This window comes from Azonexus fungiphilus, from assembly GCF_003634965.1.
In the GTDB taxonomy this organism is placed as follows: domain Bacteria; phylum Pseudomonadota; class Gammaproteobacteria; order Burkholderiales; family Rhodocyclaceae; genus Azonexus; species Azonexus fungiphilus.
In genome coordinates, this window is sequence record NZ_RBXP01000015.1 from 115,548 (window position 1) to 134,517 (window position 18,970).

Genomic DNA, 18,970 nt, shown 5'->3' on the forward strand with positions numbered 1-18,970 from the left:
GATGCCCGCGCTCACACCGCCAGCGCCTCGCGCACCCCGTCCTGCGGCATGGTTTCGCCGCGCCCGTGCATGATGAACTCGCCGCGTTCCATCAGCAGGTACTGGTCGGCCAGCGACTCGGCGAAGTCGTAGTACTGCTCGACCAGCAGGATGGCCATTTCGCCGGTCTGCGCGAGCAGGCGGATGGCGCGCTCGATGTCCTTGATGATCGACGGCTGGATGCCTTCGGTCGGCTCGTCGAGGATCAGCAGCGACGGCCCCATCGCCAGCGCCCGGCCGATCGCCAGCTGCTGCTGCTGGCCGCCGGAAAGGTCGCCGCCGCGCCGGTGCAGCATCTGCCTGAGGACCGGGAACATCTCGAAGATGCGCTCGGGAATCTTCGTGCCGCCCGGCTTGGTCGCCAGCCCCATCAGCAGGTTTTCCTCGACCGTCAGCCGCGGGAAGATCTCGCGGCCCTGCGGCACGTAGCCGATGCCGGCCTTGACGCGCTCGTGCGGCGGCAGGTGGGTGATCGGCCTGCCGTCGAAAGTGACGCTGCCTTCCTTGGTCTTGACCAGGCCCATCAGCGATTTGAGCAGGGTCGTCTTGCCGACGCCGTTGCGCCCGAGCAGGGTGGTGACTTCGCCCTTCTGCAGCTCGAAACTGAGCCCGCGCAGGATGTGGGAGCCGCCGTAGGCTTGGTGGAGGTTATCGACTTTGAGCATGTTCGGGGCTCCTGGTTATTGGGCGATGTTGTGTTGTTGAACCGCTGGCTTTTGTGAACCGCCGGTTTTCGGGGTCCCCCTGAGAGGCGCTGAGCAACGCAGGCGGTCCGGGGGAAGTCGGCTGGCGTTGTCCGAGCCGCGCAGCGGCGAGTTTAGCCAGCCGCCCGGAGCGTCGAGTAGCGCAAGGGACCCCGCGTAGCGGGGCGCCGACCTGGGGGTGGCTTTTTCTTTGGCTACTTTCTTTTTTCCAAAAAAAAGAAAGTATGCCCGCGCGTCAGGCGCGGAAACCGGCGCCTCAAAAACCAAAGCCACCCGCCCGCGCAGCGCGATAGAACAAGCCTCAGCGCCCAAGATAAACCTCAATCACCCGCTGATCATTCTGCACGGTAGCCAGGTCACCCTCGGCCAGCACCGAGCCTTCATGCAGCACGGTGACCTTGCCGCCGAGCTTCTCGACGAAGGCCATGTCGTGCTCGACGACGACCAGCGAATGCTTGCCGGCGAGCGAAACGAACAGCTCCGCCGTGCGCATCGTCTCGTCGTCGGTCATGCCGGCAACCGGTTCGTCGAGCAGCAGCAGTTTCGGTTCCTGCATCAGCAGCATGCCGATTTCCAGCCACTGCTTCTGCCCGTGCGACAAGAGACCGGCCGGGCGGTCGGCTTCGCCGTCGAGGCGGATCAGTTTCAGGGTGTCGGCGATGCGGTCGCGGTCGTCGCCGGAGAGCCAGGCGAGCAGGCTCTTCCACACGCGCTTGTCGGTCTTCATCGCCAGTTCGAGGTTCTCGAAGGCGGTGTGCTGCTCGAAGATGGTCGGTTTCTGGAACTTGCGGCCGATGCCGACGTGGGCGATTTCCGGTTCGGTCAGGCGGGTCAGGTCGATGGTCTGGCCGAAGAAGGCCTTGCCCGAGTCGGGCCGGGTCTTGCCGGTGATGACGTCCATCATCGTCGTCTTGCCGGCGCCGTTCGGGCCGATGATGCAGCGCAGTTCGCCGGCGTCGATGGCCAGGTTGAGGTTGTTCAGCGCCTTGAAGCCGTCGAAGCTGACGGTGATGTCTTCGAGGTAGAGCGCGACGCCGTGCGACAGGTCGAGCTCGCCGGTGACCAGGTGGCCGAGCTGGGTGGCGCTGTCGCCGCCGTCCGGGCCGTCGTGGGGGTGGGAGGCAAACAGGGCGTTCATGCCGGGGCTCCTTTGCGTGCCATGAGTTTTTTCCACAGGCCGACCAGCCCCTGCGGCAGCAGCAGGGTGACGACGATGAACAGCAGGCCAAGGAAGAACAGCCAGTATTCGGGGAAGCTGACGGTAAACCAGCTTTTTGCCAGGTTGACCGTGAATGCCCCGATGACCGGGCCGATCAGCGTGCCGCGCCCGCCGACGGCGACCCAGATGGCGATCTCGATCGAGTTGGCGGCGCTCATTTCCGACGGGTTGATGATGCCGACCTGCGGCACGTAGAGCGCGCCGGCGATGCCGCAGAGCACGGCGGAAATCACCCAGATGGTCAGCTTGTACCAGAGCGGGTTGTAGCCGATGAACATGACCCGGGATTCGGCGTCGCGGATCGCGGTGAGCACCCGGCCGAACTTCGACTTGACCAGCCAGGCGGCGAAGACCAGCGTCGCAGCCAGCGCGATGGCGGTCAGGCCGAACAGCACCAGCCGGGTTTCCGGGGCGGTGATCGGATAACCGAGGATGCGCTTGAAGTCGGTGAAGCCGTTGTTGCCGCCGAAGCCGGTTTCGTTGCGGAAGAAGAGCAGCATCGCGGCGTAGGTCAGCGCCTGGGTGATGATCGAGAAATAGACGCCCTTGATCCGCGAGCGGAAGGCGAAGTAGCCGAAGACGAAGGCGACCACGGCCGGCAGCGCGACGACCAGGAAGGCGGCCCAGCCGAAGCTGTCGCTGCCGAGCCAGAACCAGGGCAGCTCCTTCCAGTCGAGGAAGACCATGAAGTCGGGCAGGTCGGCGCCGTAGCTGCCGTCGCGGCCGATCTGGCGCATCAGGTACATGCCGAAGGCGTAGCCGCCGAGTGCGAAGAACAGCCCGTGGCCGAGCGAGAGGATGCCGCCGTAGCCCCAGATCAGGTCCATGGCGACGGCAACCAGCGCGTAGCACATGATCTTGCCGATCAGCGTGATCGCGTAGGCCGAGACGTGGAAGACGCTCTCCGGCGGCAGCGCTAGGTTGAGCACGGGGACGACGACCAGCGCCAGGGCGAGGAAGACGGCGAGCGCGATCCAGGCCTTGCGGTCGAGCGCGGCGAAGACGCGCAGGGTCAGCGGCACGCGGCCGGAAGCGGGCAGGGGAAGCACGGAAGAAGTGGCAGACATGCGTCGCTCCTTACTGGTCGGCAAAGCGGCCCTTGAGGGCGAAAATGCCCTGCGGACGCTTCTGGATGAAGATGATGATGGCGACGAGGATCATGATCTTGGCGATCACCGCCCCGGCCCAGCCTTCGAGCAGCTTGCTGAAGATGCCCAGGCCGAGGGCGGCCCAGACTGCGCCGGCCAGTTGGCCAACGCCGCCGACGACGACGACCATGAAGGAATCGACGATGTAGCCCTGGCCCATGTCCGGGCCGACGTTGGAAATCTGGGAGAGCGCGACGCCGCCGAGGCCGGCGATGCCGGCGCCGAGCGCGAAGGCCATGGTGTCGATGCGCGCGGTCGGCACACCGACGCAGCCCGCCATCGCCCGGTTCTGCGTGACGGCGCGGACGAACATGCCGAGTCGCGTCTTGTTCATCAGCACCCAGACCAGAAACAGCACGAACAGCGCGAAGCCGATGATGATCACGCGGTTCCACGGCAGGATCAGGTTGGGCAGCAGTTCGACGCCGCCCGACATCCAGCTCGGGTTGGCGACCTCGACGTTCTGCGCGCCGAACAGCACGCGCGCCGCCTGGATCAGGATCAGCGACAGGCCCCAGGTGGCGAGCAGGGTTTCCAGCGTGCGTCCGTACAGCCAGCGGATCACCGTGCGTTCCATGAGCACGCCGACGGCGGCGGCGGCAAAGAAGGCGACCGGGATCGCCGCCGGCAGGTACCAGTCCACATGGTCGGGAAAATAAGCGCGGAACAGGCTCTGCATTGCGTAGGCCGAGTAGGCGCCGATCATCAGCAGTTCGCCGTGGGCCATGTTGATGATGCCCATGACGCCGTAGGTGATGGCCAGGCCGAGCGCCGCCAGCAGCAGGATGGAACCGAGCGAGAGGCCGGAGAAGATGCCGGCCAGCGTGTCCATCCAGGCCAGGCTGCGCTCGATCGACTTGAGCGCGAGGACGGCGGCGTCGCGCACCGCCCGGTCGCTTTCGCGGCTGGCGTCGGTGAGCGGCAGGAGCAGGCTCTTGACCGCCGGCGAGGCGGCGTCGGCGAGGGTGCGCACGGCGGCCAGGCGGACGGCCGGGTCGGCGTCCTGGAGCGTTGCCTGGGCGTGCGCCAGGGCGAGCAGCGGCCTGATCTCGCCGTCGCTTTCCTGATCGCGCGCCTTGGCCAGCACGCCGGCCAGCTCGGCGCCGACCTGGCTCTGCAGTTCGCGGGCGGCGGCCAGGCGGACGGCGCGGTCGGCATCGAACAGTTTGAGCGCGGCCAGTGCGTTGGCCAGTTCTCCGCGCAAACGGTTGTTGACCGTGACCGAGTCGGCGCCTTCCGGCAGTTCCGCCGGTGCGCCGCTGAGCGCATCGACGTGGCCGTCGCCGGTGAACACGAAGAGGCGGTCGCCGGCAACGAACAGGCTGTCGTCGGCCATCGCCTGCAGCAGCGTTGCCGTGCCCGGCTCGGCGGCAGCCGCCAGTTGCTGGATGGCGGCGATCTTGTCGGAATTGTCGTCGGCCGCCAGCTGGCGCACCAGCGCCGGGTCCGGCGCGGCCAGGGCGCCCAGGCAGAAAACCGAGAGCAGCAGGGAAAAGAGGGTTTTTTTCATCGGGTCCGTCCGCAATTTGTGCAGTGCAGCGACAGATTACGGAGCGGCCCCGATACGGGGAATACGACGAATTGCGTAGGGCCGGCGGCGGACCGCCGGCCCGGTCTTTCAGCGCTGGCGTGTCTGGCGCAGCGAGAGGATCACCGAGGTGCCGATGATCGCGGCGACAACGCCGAGCGAGAACAGGACGGGGATCTTGTAGATGTCGATGAGCAGCATCTTGACGCCGATGAAGATGAGCACCATCGACAGGCCGTACTTGAGCAGCGCGAAGCGGTCGGCCATGTCGGCGAGCAGGAAGTACATCGCGCGCAGGCCGAGGATGGCGAAGATGTTCGAGGTCAGCACGATGAACGGGTCGGTGGTGATCGCGAAGATCGCCGGGATCGAGTCGACGGCGAAGATGATGTCGGAGAACTCGACCAGCACCAGCACCAGGAACAGCGGCGTGACGTAGCGGACGAGCTTGCCGCCTTCCTCGCGGAAGACGACGAAGCGTTCGCCGTCGAGGCTGTCGGTGACCTTGAGATGGCCGCGCAGCCAGCGCAGCAGCGGGTTGCTGGCGAGGTCGGGCTCCTGGTCGGCGAACCACCACATCTTGATCCCGGTGATCAGCAGGAAGGCGCCGAAGACGTAGAGCAGCCAGTGGAACTGGGTGATCAGCCAGACCCCGGCGAAGATCATCACCGTGCGCAGCACGATGGCGCCGAGCACGCCGTAGATCAGCACGCGCTTCTGCAACTCCATCGGGATGGCGAAGAAGTTGAACAGCATCAGCCAGACGAACAGGTTGTCGACCGCCAGCGATTTCTCGATCAGGTAGCCGGTGACGAATTCGAGCGCCTTCTGGTCGGCGACGGCGCGCCCGGCGGTGTGGTCGAGGTAGGCCCAGAGACCGGCCGCGAAGAGCGCCGAGACGGTGATCCAGATCACCGTCCAGATGCCGGCCTCGCGCACCGAGACGCGGTGCTGCTTGCCGCCGCCGACGACGAACAGGTCGATCGCCAGCATGGCCAGCACGACGCCGAAAAAGGTGGCCCACAGGCCCCAGCTACCGACAGTTTCCAAGATTTTCTCCAGCGATTGGTGGCGGCCGGGCGGCCGCAGCGGAACGACGCCGAGAATAGGAGGCGGCCACTGGCCGGTCAATGCGCCGGCCCTCGGAAAAGCCGAGGGGTGCTTCCGCTAAAACCGCAGCCGCGGCGTCGTTCAGTGCTTGCCGCGCAGCCTGGCCCAGAGGTGGTGCAGGCCGACCAGCAGCAGGCCGACGACGACGCCGATGGCGATGTCGGCGAGCAGCGCCAGCGCCCAGTGGCCGACCTCGAGGTGCACCAGGTGGCCGAGGATGCCGCCGGCGACGGCGAACATCGCGACCATGCCGACCGGACCGAGCACCTTGAGCACGACCGGCGCCGCGTTGGCCAGCGCCAGGCCGAGGCGGCGCCGCCAGCCGGGGCCCGAGCGGGCCAGTGCCAGGCCCATGTCGTCGAGGCGGATGATCAGGCCGATCAGGCCATAGACGCCGACCGTCATGACCACACCGATCACCGCCAGCACCGCGATCTTGTACGACAGCGGCGCGTCGCCGGCGGCGGCGAGCGAGATCACCAGCATCTCGAAGCTGAGCACGATGTCGGTCTTGATCGCGCCGCGCACCTTCTCGTCCTCGCTCATCGGCACTTCCTCGACGCTCGCCTCGGCGTCGTGGAAGTGGTCGAGCAGGCCTTCGCCGCCTTCGAAGGCGAGGTAGAGCGCGCCCAGCGCCAGGGCGACGGTGATCGCCTGCGGCAGGAAGTAGCCGACGATCAGCAGCAGCGCCGCCAGCCACACCTTGTTCACCGCGCTGCCCTTGGTGATCCGCCACAGGGCGGGCAGTTCGCGGTTGGGCGAGACGCCGGCGACCTGGCCGGCCCCGACCGCGAGGTCATCGCCGGCGACGCCGGCGGTCTTGACCGCGGCCTTGCCGGTCAGCGTGGCGATGTCGTCGGCGGCGGCGGAGAGCTTGACGCTCTGCGCGGCGAGGTCGTCGGCCGCGCTGGCGGCAAGCTTGCTGACGTCGCGCAGCAGCGCGAAAAATGCGGAGGTGGCCATCGCTTGGAGGTTCCGGTCGGTCGAAAGGGCGCCAGTATACCGGCTGGATAGCCATTGCGGCCGGCCCTTGCCGGTGCGCCAGCCGCTATACTGCGGCTTCCGCATTTTTGCCCGAAATCCGATGTTGACCCTGGAACAGTGCTCCGGCTTCCTTGTTGCCGCCATGTTGATCACTGCCGCGCCCGGCCCCGACAACCTGATGGTGCTGAGCATGGGCGTGTCGCGCGGGCGTCGCCAGGGCATCGTCTTCGGCCTCGGCTGCGCGCTCGGTTGCCTCAGCCACACGCTGCTCGCGGTGCTCGGCGTCAGCGCGCTGATCGCCGCCTCGCCGCAGGCGTTCACGCTGCTCAAGGTGGGCGGCGGCCTGTACCTGGTCTGGCTCGGCATCGGCGCCCTGCGCAGTGCCGCCGGCGTCGCCCCGGGGCGCGCCGCTGCCGCCGGTTCGCTGCGCCAGCTGTTCCTCAAGGGCGTCTTCGCCAACGCGATCAATCCGAAGGTGGTGCTCTTCTTCCTCTCCTTCCTGCCCCAATTCGTCGTTGCCGAACGCGGCGACGTCGGCGGCCAGCTGGCCCTGCTCGGCATCCTGTTCACCGCCCAGGCGGCACTGCTCTTCGGGCTGCTCGGCTATTTTTCCGGCAGCATCGGCCAGTGGCTGAACCGGCGCCCGCGCGCCGGCGTCGTCCTCGACCGCATCGCCGGTACCGTCTTCATTGCCCTCGGCCTGCGCCTGATCGTCGAGCGCGGCTGAACCTTTCGTTTCCAGGAGTCGTCATGCAGGATTGTCTGCCCGCCATCGAAATCGAACACGGCAAGCAGCCGCCCAGCCACAGCGTCATCTGGCTGCACGGCCTGGGCGCAGACGGCTCGGATTTCGTCCCGGTGGTGCCCGAACTCGGCCTGCCCGAGGCCGCCGGCGTCCGTTTCATCTTCCCGCATGCGCCGGCGATCCCGGTGACCTGCAACGGCGGCTGGGTGATGCCGGCCTGGTACGACATCCTGACGCTGTCGCCGGGCGAGCGGCGGATCGACGAGGCCGGCCTGCTCGCCTCGCGGGCGGCGCTGCGCCGCCTGATCGAGCGCGAGAACGCGCGCGGCATTCCCTGCGCGCGCATCTTCGTCGCCGGCTTTTCGCAGGGCGGCGCCGTCGCCTACCTCGGCGCGCTGACGCATCCGCAGGCACTGGCCGGGGTCATCGCGCTGTCCACCTACATCCCGTCGGCGGCGCTGCTGACCCGCGAGGTCGCCCCGGCCAACCGCAGCATTCCGGTGTTCGCCGCCCATGGCAGTGGTGACGACGTCGTCTCGCCCCTGCTCGGCGAACAGGCCCGCGACCTGCTGCGCGGCGAAGGCTATGCCGTCGACTGGCGCGAGTACCCGATGGCGCACAGCGTCTGCCTCGAGGAAATCGCCGACATCGGCGGCTGGCTGCGGGACCGCCTGGCATGAGCGGGGCCCGCGTCAGCCGCGCCGACCTGGCCGAGGACCTGCCGCCCTATCCGGGCCTCGATCTCGACCGGATCACCCTGGTCGAGGGCGAGGCGGCGCTCGCCGCTGCCGCCGAAGCCTTGCGCGCGGCGCCGGTGATCGGCTTCGACAGCGAGTCGAAACCGACCTTCCGCAAGGGCGAGGAATCGACCGGGCCGCACCTGATCCAGCTTGCCACCGACGACCACGCCTGGCTGTTCCAGGTCGCCAATGCCGCCGCCCATCCGCTGCTGCGCGAAATCCTCGAGGCCCCGGACCGGCTCAAGGTCGGTTTCGGCCTCGGCAACGACCGCAGCGCGCTCAAGCGCCGCCTCGACATCGTCCCGCAGAACCTGCTCGACCTCGGCGAGACGCTGCGCAGTGCCGAGCATCGCGGCACCGTCGGCGCCAAGGTGGCGGTCGCCCACTTCTTCGGGCAACGGCTGCTCAAGTCGAAGAAGACCGGCACCAGCAACTGGGCGGCGCGCCGGCTCGACGAGCGCCAGTTGCGCTACGCCGCCAACGACGCCCATGTGGCGTTGCGTCTCTACCATGCCTGGCTGGCCAGGCGCGCACCGGCCGCTTGACCGGACCCTGGAAAAAACCATGGCCGACATCCTCTCGCCGCTCGAGATCCGCGTTCTCGGCACCCTGCTGGAAAAGCAGCGGACCGTTCCCGATACCTACCCGCTGTCGCTCAATGCGCTGGCGGCCGGCTGCAACCAGAAGACCAGCCGCCAGCCGGTGATCGACGCCGCGGAAGACGAGATCCTGGCCGCCCTCGATGCACTCGAGGCCGGCGGTTTCGTGCATCAGGTCAGCGGCGGGCGGGTGGTCCGCTTTGCCCACGACGTCGAGAAACGCCTGGGCATTCCCGGGCAGTCGGCGGCGCTGCTGGCCGTGCTGATGCTGCGCGGTCCGCAGACGGCCGGCGAGTTGCGGCTCAATTGCGAGCGCCTGCACCGCTTTGCCGATATTTCCTCGGTCGAGGCCTTTCTCGAGGAACTGGCGGGGCGCGCGCAAGGGGCGCTGGTCGTCGAGCTGCCGCGCCTGCCCGGCGCCCGCGAGAAGCGCTGGGCGCATTGCCTGGGGGCCTTGCCGGAAGCCGCCGGCAACCAGCCTGCCGACGAGACGCTGGCGCTCAGGGTGGCGCGTCTCGAGGCCGAGGTGGCGGACTTGCGGGCGCAGCTCGCCAGCTTGCTCACCGGGCGCTGAGCGCCGGCCGTACCCGGCGCGGTCAACGAAAAACGGGGCCGCAGCCCCGTTGACCGTCAAATCGTGCCGGCTTACTTGCCTTCCGGCTCGTCCTTCTTCTTGTCGTTGCCCGGGATGTACGGCGACCACGGCGCGGCCTTGACCGGGCCCTTGGTCTTCCAGACGACGTTGAACTGGCCGTCGCCCTTCACTTCGCCGATGAACACCGGCTTGTGCAGGTGGTGGTTCTTTTCGTCCATCTTGACCGTGAAGCCCGACGGCGCCTTGAAGGTCTGGCCGGCCATCGCCGCGATGACCTTGTCGGTGTCGGTGGACTTGGCCTTCTCGACCGCCTGCGCCCACATGTGGATGCCGATGTAGGTGGCTTCCATCGGGTCGTTGGTGACCACCGTCTTGGCGTTCGGCAGCTTCTGCTTGACCGCCCAGTCCTGGTACATCTTGATGAACTTGCTGTTCTCGGCGTTCTTCAGCGACTGGAAGTAGTTCCAGGCGGCCAGGTGGCCGACCAGCGGCTTGGTATCGACGCCGCGCAGTTCTTCCTCGCCGACCGAGAAAGCGACGACCGGGACGTCGGTGGCTTTCAGGCCGGCGTTGCCCAGTTCCTTGTAGAAGGGCACGTTGGAGTCGCCGTTGATGGTCGACACGACGGCGGTCTTCTTGCCTTCGGAGGCGAACTTCTTGATCTTGGCGATGATCGTCTGGTAATCGCTGTGGCCGAACGGGGTGTACTCTTCCATGATGTCGGCGTCGGCAACGCCCTTGGACTTCAGGAAGGCGCGCAGGATCTTGTTGGTGGTGCGCGGATAGACGTAGTCGGTGCCGAGCAGCACGAAGCGCTTGGCTTCGCCGCCGTCCTTGGACATCAGGTACTCGACCGCCGGGATGGCTTGCTGGTTGGGCGCGGCGCCGGTGTAGAAGACGTTCTTCTCGAGTTCCTCGCCTTCGTACTGGACCGGGTAGAAGAGCAGGCCGTTGAGTTCCTTGTACACCGGCAGGACCGACTTGCGCGACACCGAGGTCCAGCAGCCGAAAGTCACGGCGACCTTGTCCTGGGTCAGCAGCTGGCGGGCCTTTTCGGCGAACAGCGGCCAGTTCGAGGCCGGATCGACGACCACCGGCTCGAGCTTCTTGCCGAGCACGCCGCCCTTCTTGTTGATTTCCTCGATGGTCATCAGCGCCGTTTCCTTGAGCGCCGTTTCGGAAATCGCCATGGTGCCGGACAGCGAGTGCAGGATGCCGACCTTGATCGTGTCGGCGGCGTGGGCGGCCATGCCGATCGACGACAGGGCGGCGGCGAGGACGGTGGCCTTGATGAAGCTGCGACGAGTGCTCATGAAAACTCCTTGATCTGATGGACTGACGTTTCGGGAAAAGCGTTTGCTGCAGTGCAACGTCAGATTAAGGAGGGCAGGCGTCGGGGCAAATACGTCAGATTGCGTACGGGGTACGCAGGCCGGTTCGGACCGGCGCAAAGGGGCTCAGTCCTGGTTCTTTTCGAGGACGGCGAGCAGTTTCAGCGCCCGTTCGCGGTTCCGGGCGATGGCCGCGGCGCGTTCCTCGACGTTGGCCGCTTCGGCGCGGCTGGCCTCGATCAGCGCCTGCTGCGGCGTCAGGCCGCCGAGCGCGGCGTTGAGCATGCGTTCGAGTTCGGGATCGTGTTCGGACATCAGGGTCTCCGGCGTCGGACAAGAAAAAGGCCCCGCGGGTCGCGCGGGGCCTCGCTTGCGGCGGTCGCCGGGGCTTACTTCTTGCCCTGGTTCAGCGCCGAGGCGATGTTCTTCTGCGCGGTTTCGGTGAATTGCTTGGCGACGGCGTTCATGTTGCCGAAGGCCGAGTTGGCGGCAGCGATCGCGCTCTGGACGGCGGCGACGGCACCTTCGGAACCGGCCGGAGCCGACTTGGCGGCGAGGTCAACCAGACCGGCGACCGACTTCTGGAATTCGCCGAACTGGGCTTCGACCATCTTGGCCAGTTCCTGCTGGGTCTGGCTGGAGATTTCGTAGACCGAACGCGAGTAGGCGACAGCCTTCTCGATGGCCGGCTGGGCCAGCGCCTTCTGGGCGGCCAGGGCGGCTTGCGGGTCCTTGGCTTCGATCACGGTCTTGACGCCGGCGGCGGTGTCTTCGATCGCGGCGCGGGCGGTGTTCAGGTTCAGCGCGGCAATGCGCTCGGCCGAGGCGAGGGCGGTGTTGGCGACCGACAGCAGGGAATCAACGGTGGCCTTGTTGGCGGCGGCGAAGTGTTCGGTATTGATGGACATTGCTGTCTCCTGAGTGATGAGTTTGCGATAGGTTCCGGCGCAGTATAACCATTTTTGTGCGGTGCAGCAATTCCTTTGCCATTTTCCGCAAGTCCCGGCGCAGCGGGAACTCTGCGACAATTGCGCCATCCGATCGCTGACGGTCAACCCGCTTTCCAAGGAAAAAACCATGTACGACCTGTATCTCGGCAACAAGAACTACTCCTCGTGGTCGCTGCGTCCCTGGCTGCTGCTCAAGCACTTCGCCATTCCCTTCCGCGAGCACATGGTCTCGGTCGCCGGCCGCGACTACAACCCGGCGCTCAAGCCGATCGCCGGCAACGCCCGCGTGCCCTGTCTGCACGTCGACGGCTTCCAGGTCTGGGACAGCCTGGCGATCGCCGAGTACCTGGCCGAAAGCCATCCGGCGATGTGGCCGGCCGACGCCCGCGCCCGGGCCCGGGCGCGCAGCGTCTGCGCCGAGATGCATTCGGGCTTCATGAACCTGCGCAAGGCGATGCCGATGAACCTCAAGCTGCAACTCAAGGGCAAGCCGGCCAGCCCGGAAGTGCAGCGCGACATCGAGCGCATCGTCGAGATCTGGAGCGAAGCCCGCGGCCAGTTTGCCGGCGACGCCGGACCCTGGCTGTTCGGCGCCTTCTCGGTCGCCGACGCGATGTTCGCCCCGGTGGCCTGCCGCTTCCACACCTACAACGTCGCCCTGCCGCCGGTTGCCGCCGCCTGGTGCGAGGCCATCCTGGCCCATCCGGCGCTGCGCGAGTGGACCGCGGCGGCGCTTGCCGAAAGCGAGGCGCACGCCCATTACGACGGCCTGGCCGCGGAGTACGGCGGCGCCCGTTGAGCCGCGTTGACGGTCGACCCGGTTTTTGCCCGGATTTTGCGGTCGACCGCAAAATAGCGACGATTTCCGTGCCGTCACGGAATTTTTTCGCCTTGCTTCACCCTTTGTCGATAATGGGTGTTACATTTTTGTCAAATTTGCCCATTATTGACGATCATGCTGCCCCGCGTGCTGCCCCGTTCGTTCCGCAATCTCCTGGTCACCATCTTCGGCCTGCTGACGCTGCTGGTCAGCCTGCCGCTGTACCTCTACAGCAGCAGCGTCCATCGCCAGCAGTTGCTGGTCGATCGCCAGGAAAACCTGCAGTCGCTGGCGATGGCGACGGCGGCGGTGCTCGCCGAGAACCTCGTCGAGCGGCGTCGCGAGATCGAACTGCTGGCGCAGACGACGGCCTTCCGCAACGAGCCTTTCAGCAGCCCGAACATCAGCGCCGGCCTCGAGCGGCTGAAGCGCTCCTACCAGCATTATTCGTGGATCGGCCTGACCGACACCACTGGGCGCATCCGCGCCGCCACCGGCGGCCAGCTGGTCGGCGTCGATGCCGCGGCGCGGCCGTGGTTCGAGCACGGTCGCCAGGGCGCCCATGTCGGCGACCTGCACGAGGCGAAGCTGCTGGCCAAGCTGTTCAGCTCGGACTATCCCGGCCAGGTCGTCCGCTTCATCGATTTCGCCTCGCCGGTCCATGACGCCGAAGGCAATCTGCGCGGCGTGCTCTCGGCGCACGCCCACTGGCGCTGGGCCGGCTACGTGCTGGCCGCAGTGGTGCCGGCGAGCGCCGCACGCGAGTCGATCGAGGTCTTCATCGTCAGCCGCGACAACCAGATCATTCATCCCGAGCAGGGCGTCGTCGATCCCCGGGTGCCGGACAGCGACGACCTGGTCGCCCATGTCTTCCAGGACTGGGGCGGCAGCCAGCCCTACCTGACGGCGGCGCACGCGGTGTCCGAGCCGAGCGGCGACACGCTCGGCTGGCGCATCGTCGTCCGCCAGCCGCGCGACGTCGTGCTCGCCGAGGTGCGCGGCCTGCAGCGCATGATCTTCGTCACCAGCACCGCCGCCGGCCTGCTCTTCCTGGCGCTCGCCTGGATCGTCGCCGCCCGCGTCAGCCAGCCGCTCGCCCGGCTGACCGAACTGGCGCGCCGCGTCGAAGGCGGTGAAAGCGGTGTCGATTTCGACGTCAAGGCGCACAGCCGCGAGCTGCAAGTCTTGTCGCAGGCGCTCGGCAGCATGGCGCAGACGCTGACCGAGCAGAAGGCGGCGTTGCTCGCCGCCAACCACGAACTCGAGGACAAGGTCGCCGAACGCACTGCCGAACTCAGCCGGCTCAACGCCGAACTGCAGTCGCTGGCGCGCACCGACGCGCTCACCGGGCTGGCCAACCGGATGCACGCCAACGAAAGGCTGACCGGGGAATTCGGCCGCTATCGCCGGACCGGCACCGGCTATGCGCTGCTGGTGATGGACATCGATCACTTCAAGCGGGTCAACGATACCTGGGGTCATCCGGCCGGCGACGCCGTGCTGCGCCATGTCGCCGCGGTGCTGCGGGCGACGCTGCGCACCACCGATTTCATCGGCCGCATCGGCGGCGAGGAGTTCCTGGTCATCCTGCCGGCGACCGAACTCGAGCAGGCAGTCAGCGTCGCCGAGAAGCTGCGCGCCGCCGTCGAGGGCGCGCCGGTCGAGCCGGTCGGCCGGGTCACGCTGAGCATCGGCGTGCACGCACCGACGCCCGCCGACGCGGACGAGGACAAGGCGCTGCACGACGCCGACCAGCGCCTCTACGCGGCCAAGGCCGGCGGCCGCAACCGGGTTGTCTGGCAGCTCGCCGACTGAGGCCGCTGGCGCAAGAATCGGATTGCCGGGCCGGCGGCGGCCGGCTATCTTGGCCGGCATGACTTGCCTGCCGAGAGATTCCCATGGCTGATCACTACGCCCTGGTCGCCCACGCCATCGCCTACCTGCGCGCCAACGCCGCCCGCCAGCCGGGGCTCGACGAGGTGGCGGCGGCGGTGCACCTGAGCCCGACCCATCTGCAGCGGGTGTTTTCGGAGTGGGCCGGGATTTCGCCCAAGCGCTTCCTCCAGCACCTGACCAAGGCGGCACTGCTGCAGCGCCTGGCCGACACCCGCGACAACCTCGAGCTGGCCGACGCGGTCGGCCTGAGCAGCGGCAGCCGGGTGCACGACCTGGTCGTCAGCTGCGAGGCGATGACCCCGGGCGAATTGCGCAGCGGCGCGGCCGGGCTGGCCATCACCTGCGGTTTCGCGGCGTCGCCGTTCGGCGCCGTGCTGACCGCGTGGACGGCGCGCGGCGTCTGCCATTTCGCCTTCTGCACCGGGCCGGCCGCGGCGATGCTCGACGAACTGCGCGGGCGCTGGCCGCTGGCCTGCCTGAGCCGCGACGACGCCGCCGCCCAGACGCTGCTGCAACGCATCTTCCCGGCGACGCCGGAACCCGGCCGGGTGCATCTGCTGCTGCGCGGGACCAATTTCCAGATCAAGGTCTGGGAAGCGCTGATCGGCATCGCACCGGGCAGCGTCCTCAGCTATCGCCAGCTTGCCGGACGCATCGGCGCGCCGCGGGCCCAGCGCGCGGTCGGCAGCGCGCTGGCGGCCAACCACATCGGCCTGCTCATTCCCTGCCACCGGATCATCCGCGAAGGCGGCGAGGTCGGCAGCTACCGCTGGGGCAGCGAGCGCAAGCTGGCGCTGCTCGCCTGGGAAGCGGCGCGGCGCCCATGAAAAACGGGGGCCGCGGCCCCCGTCGTCGATTTCGGCTCAGCGGCCGAGGAGCAGCGCCCGGCGCCGCTCGGCCTCGGCTTCCGGGTCGTTGAAGGGCAGCTCCGCCGCCGCCGCGAAATCGGCGTCGCGGTTGCGGTCGAAGGCCCAGGCGCAGATGCCGAGGAAGGCGAAGAAGGCGACCAGCGTGAACAGCGGCGCGAAGAATCCGGCGTCCATGGCGGGCCTCAGTGGTGACCGGCGGCGGCGACGACCGGCACCGGCGCGACCTTGCCGGCGGCGATGGTGCGGAACATGTTCCAGGCCATCAGCAGCATGCCGGAGAGGAAGAAGACGCCGCCCAGCCAGCGGATCGCCCAGAACGGGTAGGAACCCTTGACGCCTTCGACGAAGCTGTAGGCCAGCGTGCCGTCGGCGTTGATCGCGCGCCACATCAGCCCCTGCATGACCCCGGCGATCCACATCGAGGCGATGTAGAGGACGGTGCCGATGGTCGCCAGCCAGAAATGCACGGTGACCATGCCCGGCGCGTACATCTCGCTGCGGCCGAAGAGGCGCGGCAGCAGGAAGTAGATCGAGCCGATCGAGACCATCGCCACCCAGCCGAGCGCGCCGGAATGAACGTGGCCGACGGTCCAGTCGGTGTAGTGCGACAGCGCGTTGACCGACTTGATCGCCATCATCGGGCCTTCGAAGGTGGACATCCCGTAGAACGACAGCGAGGTGACCAGGAACTTCAGGATCGGGTCGTCGCGCAGTTTGTGCCAGGCGCCGGACAGCGTCATGATGCCGTTGATCATGCCACCCCACGACGGCGCCAGCAGGATCAGCGAGAAGACCATGCCGACCGACTGCGTCCAGTCGGGCAGCGCGGTGTAGTGCAGGTGGTGCGGGCCGGCCCACATGTAGGTGAAGATCAGCGCCCAGAAGTGCACGATCGACAGCCGGTAGGAATAGACCGGGCGCCCGGCCTGCTTGGGCACGAAGTAGTACATCATGCCGAGGAAGCCGGCGGTCAGGAAGAAGCCGACCGCGTTATGGCCGTACCACCACTGCACCATCGCGTCCTGGGCGCCGGCATAGACCGAGAACGACTTGCTCAGCGAGACCGGCACGGCGGCGCTGTTGACGATGTGCAGCAGCGCCACGGCGATGATGAAGGCGCCGTAGAACCAGTTGGCGACGTAGATGTGCGACACCGTGCGCCTGGCGATGGTGCCGAAGAAGACCACCGCGTAGGCGATCCAGACCAGCGCGATGAGGACGTCGATCGGCCATTCCAGCTCGGCGTATTCCTTGCCCTGGGTGATGCCCAGCGGCAGCGTCACGGCGGCGAGCAGGATCACCGCCTGCCAGCCCCAGAAGGTGAACGGGATCAGCGGGCCGCCCCACAGGCGGGTGTGGCAGGTGCGCTGGACCACGTAGTACGAGGTCGCGAACAGCGCGCAGCCGCCGAAGGCGAAGATCACCGCGTTGGTGTGCAGCGGGCGCAGGCGGCCGAAATGGAAGTACGGCCCGGCATTCAGTTCCGGCCAGACCAGCTGCGCCGCGATGACGACGCCGACGAGCATCCCGACGATGCCCCAGATGACCGTCATCACGGCAAATTGCCGGACGACCTTGTCGTTGTAACTAGTGGTGTGTTGCATTGACCCCGTTCCCCGTTGTTGAAAACTGCCCGGCCGCTTGCCGACGCAATGGCAGGCGGGAACTTGGTCGGTTCCGCGGGGAAAAGGTTCCCGCGGATTTTGCCCGTTTTTGACGGTCGACCGTGAAACCGGCAAATGTTTCAAATGAGGATTGCAGGTTTCATTTGAACGCCATCTTCCTGAAATATCGGCTGCCTACCATTTCGAACGAACTTGCGGCAACGCGCATCGGCGACATTTCACGGAAGAGGGCAGGCATGCTGGCGGAACAACGGGCTCGGGCAATCGTCGAGCTGGTCAATCAGAAAGGTTTCCAGACGATCGACGCGCTGGCCGGCGAATTCGGCGTCTCGCCGCAGACCATCCGGCGCGACGTCAATTCGCTCAACGACCAGGGCCTGCTGCGCCGGCGCCACGGCGGCGTCGAACTGCCGCAGCAGGGCGAGAACCTGGCCTACCCGGCGCGCCAGCAACTGAACCTGGCCGCCAAGCGGACGATTGCCCAGTTGCTCGCCGCGGACGTTCCCGAACGTGCCTCGCTGTTCATCGGCATCGGCACCACGCCCGAACTGTGCGCGCTGGCGCTGGTCCAGCATGCGCAGCTGCGGGTCATGACCAACAACCTCAACGCCGCCATGCGCCTGGCCCGCAATCCCGACTGCGACCTCGTCGTCGCCGGCGGCCGGGTGCGCAATCTCGACCTCGACGTGGTCGCCGGCGAGGCGCACGACTTCTTTTCGCGTTTCAGCGTCGACATCGGGATTTTCGGCGTCGGCGCGGTGGCGCCTGACGGCACCCTGCTCGATTTCAGCCTCGACGAGGTGGCCATGCGCCAGTCGTTGATGCGCCATTGCCGGCAGCGCTTCCTGGTCGTCGACCACAGCAAGTTCACCCGCGACGCGACCGTGCGCGGCGGCCACATCACCGATGCCAGCGCCGTCTATAGCGACCGTCCGCTCCCCTCCTTGATCCGCGCGATGCTGGCGACTGCCGGCGTCCGCGTTGTCGTGCCAACCCTTCCCCCAACCTCTGGAGAACAACCATGATGCCCAAGCGTTTCGTCCGTACCCTGGCCGCCGCCCTCGTCAGTGCTGCCGCGCTGTGCACTGCCGGCGCCGCCAGCGCCCAGGAAACCGCCATCTGCTACAACTGCCCGCCGGAATGGGCCGACTGGGGTTCGCAACTGAAGGCGATCCGCAGCCGCCTGAACATCGTCGTGCCGCCGGACAACAAGAACTCCGGCCAGTCGATCGCCGCGCTGATTGCCGAGAAGGCCAGCCCGGTCGCCGACGTCACCTACCTTGGCGGCATTGCCGCCGATCCGGCGCGCGACGCCGGCGTGCTGACGCCTTACAAGCCCAAGGGCTGGGACAAGATTCCGGCGAGCCTGAAGGACCCGGAAGGTCACTGGTTCACCATCCATTCCGGCACCCTCGGCCTCTTCGTCAACAAGGCGGCGCTCGGCGGCAAGCCGGTACCGCAAAGCTGGAGCGACCTGCTCAAGCCGGAATACAAGGGCCTGGTCGGCTATCTCGACCCGACCTCGGCGGCGGTCGGCCAGCTCGGTGTCATGGCCGTCAACCTGGCGCTCGGCGGCAGCTACGACAATCTCGATCCAGCGATCCGCTTCTTCAAGGAACTGCACAAGAACCAGCCGATCGTGCCGAAGCAGACTTCCTACGCCCGCGTCATCTCCGGCGAGATCCCGATCCTGCTCGACTACGACTTCAACGCCTACCGCGGCCAGTACAAGGACATGGCGCCGGTCGCCTTCGTCATTCCCAAGGAAGGCACGCTGGTCTTCCCGTACGTGATGGGGCTGGTCAAGAACGGACCGCACACGGTCAACGGCCAGAAAGTGCTCGATTTCGTCCTTTCCGACGAAAGCCAGGCGATGTGGGGCAATGCCTTCCTGCGCCCGGTCTTCGCCGACAAGCTGTCGGCCGAGGCCAAGGCCAAGTTCCTGCCGGAAAGCGAATACGCCCGCGCCAAGCCGGTCGACCTGAAGAAGCTCGCCGCCGCCCAGGCCGCGATCATCGAGCGCTACCGCAACGAAGTGAAGTGACCCCGCTGCGGGCGCCCCTGGCGG

20 protein-coding genes are annotated in these 18,970 nt (G+C 67.2%); 9 read left to right on the top strand and 11 right to left on the bottom strand.

Annotated features, from left to right (window positions below; translation table 11 throughout):
• Window positions 1-11 precede the first annotated feature (11 nt).
• From urtE to DFR40_RS10115, 6 genes are all read right to left on the bottom strand, one after another.
• Window positions 12-704 (bottom strand): urea ABC transporter ATP-binding subunit UrtE, encoded by a 693-nt coding sequence (gene urtE, locus DFR40_RS10090; protein ID WP_121458371.1) that lies wholly within the window; start codon window positions 702-704, stop codon window positions 12-14.
• 340 nt (window positions 705-1,044) lie between these two features.
• A complete protein-coding gene (urtD, locus tag DFR40_RS10095; RefSeq protein WP_121458372.1) occupies window positions 1,045-1,881 on the bottom strand; it encodes an urea ABC transporter ATP-binding protein UrtD in 837 nt (278 codons plus the stop codon).
• Window positions 1,878-3,029, bottom strand: a complete 1,152-nt coding sequence (urtC, locus tag DFR40_RS10100) for an urea ABC transporter permease subunit UrtC (RefSeq protein WP_121458373.1) — start codon at window positions 3,027-3,029, stop codon at window positions 1,878-1,880. The genes urtD and urtC overlap by 4 nt, the downstream gene beginning before the upstream one ends.
• Window positions 3,030-3,039: 10 nt before the next feature.
• Window positions 3,040-4,620: an urea ABC transporter permease subunit UrtB gene (gene urtB, locus DFR40_RS10105; RefSeq protein WP_121458374.1), complete on the bottom strand. Its 1,581-nt coding sequence runs from the start codon at window positions 4,618-4,620 to the stop codon at window positions 3,040-3,042.
• A 108-nt stretch (window positions 4,621-4,728) separates the two neighbouring features.
• Complete coding sequence (locus DFR40_RS10110) at window positions 4,729-5,688, bottom strand: TerC family protein (protein WP_121458548.1); 960 nt, start codon at window positions 5,686-5,688, stop codon at window positions 4,729-4,731.
• A 141-nt stretch (window positions 5,689-5,829) separates the two neighbouring features.
• On the bottom strand, window positions 5,830-6,711 hold the full coding sequence (locus DFR40_RS10115) for a DUF808 family protein (protein ID WP_170160199.1): 882 nt from the start codon (window positions 6,709-6,711) through the stop codon (window positions 5,830-5,832).
• A 121-nt stretch (window positions 6,712-6,832) separates the two neighbouring features.
• On the opposite strand from DFR40_RS10115, the gene DFR40_RS10120 reads away from it, so the two are divergent.
• The 4 genes from DFR40_RS10120 to DFR40_RS10135 are packed head-to-tail and all read left to right on the top strand — an operon-like array spanning window position 6,833 to window position 9,390.
• Window positions 6,833-7,459, top strand: coding sequence for a LysE family translocator (locus DFR40_RS10120; protein WP_121458549.1), 627 nt, complete (start codon window positions 6,833-6,835; stop codon window positions 7,457-7,459).
• Between the two features lie 23 nt (window positions 7,460-7,482).
• Entirely contained in the window at window positions 7,483-8,157 is a 675-nt protein-coding gene (locus DFR40_RS10125; protein ID WP_121458376.1) for an alpha/beta hydrolase, read from the top strand.
• On the top strand, window positions 8,154-8,762 hold the full coding sequence (locus DFR40_RS10130) for a 3'-5' exonuclease (protein ID WP_121458377.1): 609 nt from the start codon (window positions 8,154-8,156) through the stop codon (window positions 8,760-8,762). Before DFR40_RS10125 ends, DFR40_RS10130 begins: the two co-directional genes overlap by 4 nt.
• Window positions 8,763-8,781: 19 nt before the next feature.
• Window positions 8,782-9,390 (top strand): YceH family protein, encoded by a 609-nt coding sequence (locus tag DFR40_RS10135; protein ID WP_121458550.1) that lies wholly within the window; start codon window positions 8,782-8,784, stop codon window positions 9,388-9,390.
• A 71-nt stretch (window positions 9,391-9,461) separates the two neighbouring features.
• On the opposite strand, the gene urtA is transcribed toward DFR40_RS10135, so the two are convergent.
• From urtA to DFR40_RS10150, 3 genes are all read right to left on the bottom strand, one after another.
• Window positions 9,462-10,724, bottom strand: coding sequence for an urea ABC transporter substrate-binding protein (gene urtA, locus DFR40_RS10140; protein WP_121458378.1), 1,263 nt, complete (start codon window positions 10,722-10,724; stop codon window positions 9,462-9,464).
• Between the two features lie 144 nt (window positions 10,725-10,868).
• Window positions 10,869-11,057 (bottom strand): hypothetical protein, encoded by a 189-nt coding sequence (locus tag DFR40_RS10145; protein WP_121458379.1) that lies wholly within the window; start codon window positions 11,055-11,057, stop codon window positions 10,869-10,871.
• Window positions 11,058-11,131: 74 nt separating this feature from the next.
• Window positions 11,132-11,650 carry a phasin family protein gene (locus tag DFR40_RS10150; protein WP_121458380.1) on the bottom strand — a complete coding sequence of 173 codons (519 nt, stop codon included), beginning with the start codon at window positions 11,648-11,650 and terminating at the stop codon, window positions 11,132-11,134.
• A gap of 169 nt (window positions 11,651-11,819) precedes the next feature.
• Between DFR40_RS10150 and DFR40_RS10155 the strand changes: the two genes are divergently transcribed.
• From DFR40_RS10155 to DFR40_RS10165, 3 genes are all read left to right on the top strand, one after another.
• On the top strand, window positions 11,820-12,491 hold the full coding sequence (locus DFR40_RS10155; protein WP_121458551.1) for a glutathione S-transferase family protein: 672 nt from the start codon (window positions 11,820-11,822) through the stop codon (window positions 12,489-12,491).
• Between the two features lie 156 nt (window positions 12,492-12,647).
• Window positions 12,648-14,327 (top strand): sensor domain-containing diguanylate cyclase, encoded by a 1,680-nt coding sequence (locus tag DFR40_RS10160; RefSeq protein ID WP_121458552.1) that lies wholly within the window; start codon window positions 12,648-12,650, stop codon window positions 14,325-14,327.
• An 83-nt stretch (window positions 14,328-14,410) separates the two neighbouring features.
• Complete coding sequence (locus DFR40_RS10165) at window positions 14,411-15,235, top strand: methylated-DNA--[protein]-cysteine S-methyltransferase (RefSeq protein ID WP_121458381.1); 825 nt, start codon at window positions 14,411-14,413, stop codon at window positions 15,233-15,235.
• Window positions 15,236-15,271: 36 nt separating this feature from the next.
• Here the strand turns inward: DFR40_RS10165 and DFR40_RS10170 are convergent, their stop codons facing one another.
• Window positions 15,272-15,451 carry a cbb3-type cytochrome oxidase subunit 3 gene (locus DFR40_RS10170; RefSeq protein ID WP_121458382.1) on the bottom strand — a complete coding sequence of 60 codons (180 nt, stop codon included), beginning with the start codon at window positions 15,449-15,451 and terminating at the stop codon, window positions 15,272-15,274.
• Window positions 15,452-15,459: 8 nt separating this feature from the next.
• Window positions 15,460-16,881 (bottom strand): cytochrome-c oxidase, cbb3-type subunit I, encoded by a 1,422-nt coding sequence (ccoN, locus tag DFR40_RS10175; protein ID WP_121458383.1) that lies wholly within the window; start codon window positions 16,879-16,881, stop codon window positions 15,460-15,462.
• A 257-nt stretch (window positions 16,882-17,138) separates the two neighbouring features.
• On the opposite strand from ccoN, the gene DFR40_RS10180 reads away from it, so the two are divergent.
• A complete protein-coding gene (locus DFR40_RS10180; protein WP_121458554.1) occupies window positions 17,139-17,927 on the top strand; it encodes a DeoR/GlpR family DNA-binding transcription regulator in 789 nt (262 codons plus the stop codon).
• On the top strand, window positions 17,924-18,946 hold the full coding sequence (locus DFR40_RS10185) for an extracellular solute-binding protein (protein WP_245985660.1): 1,023 nt from the start codon (window positions 17,924-17,926) through the stop codon (window positions 18,944-18,946). The genes DFR40_RS10180 and DFR40_RS10185 overlap by 4 nt, the downstream gene beginning before the upstream one ends.
• The last annotated feature ends 24 nt before the right edge of the window (window positions 18,947-18,970 follow it).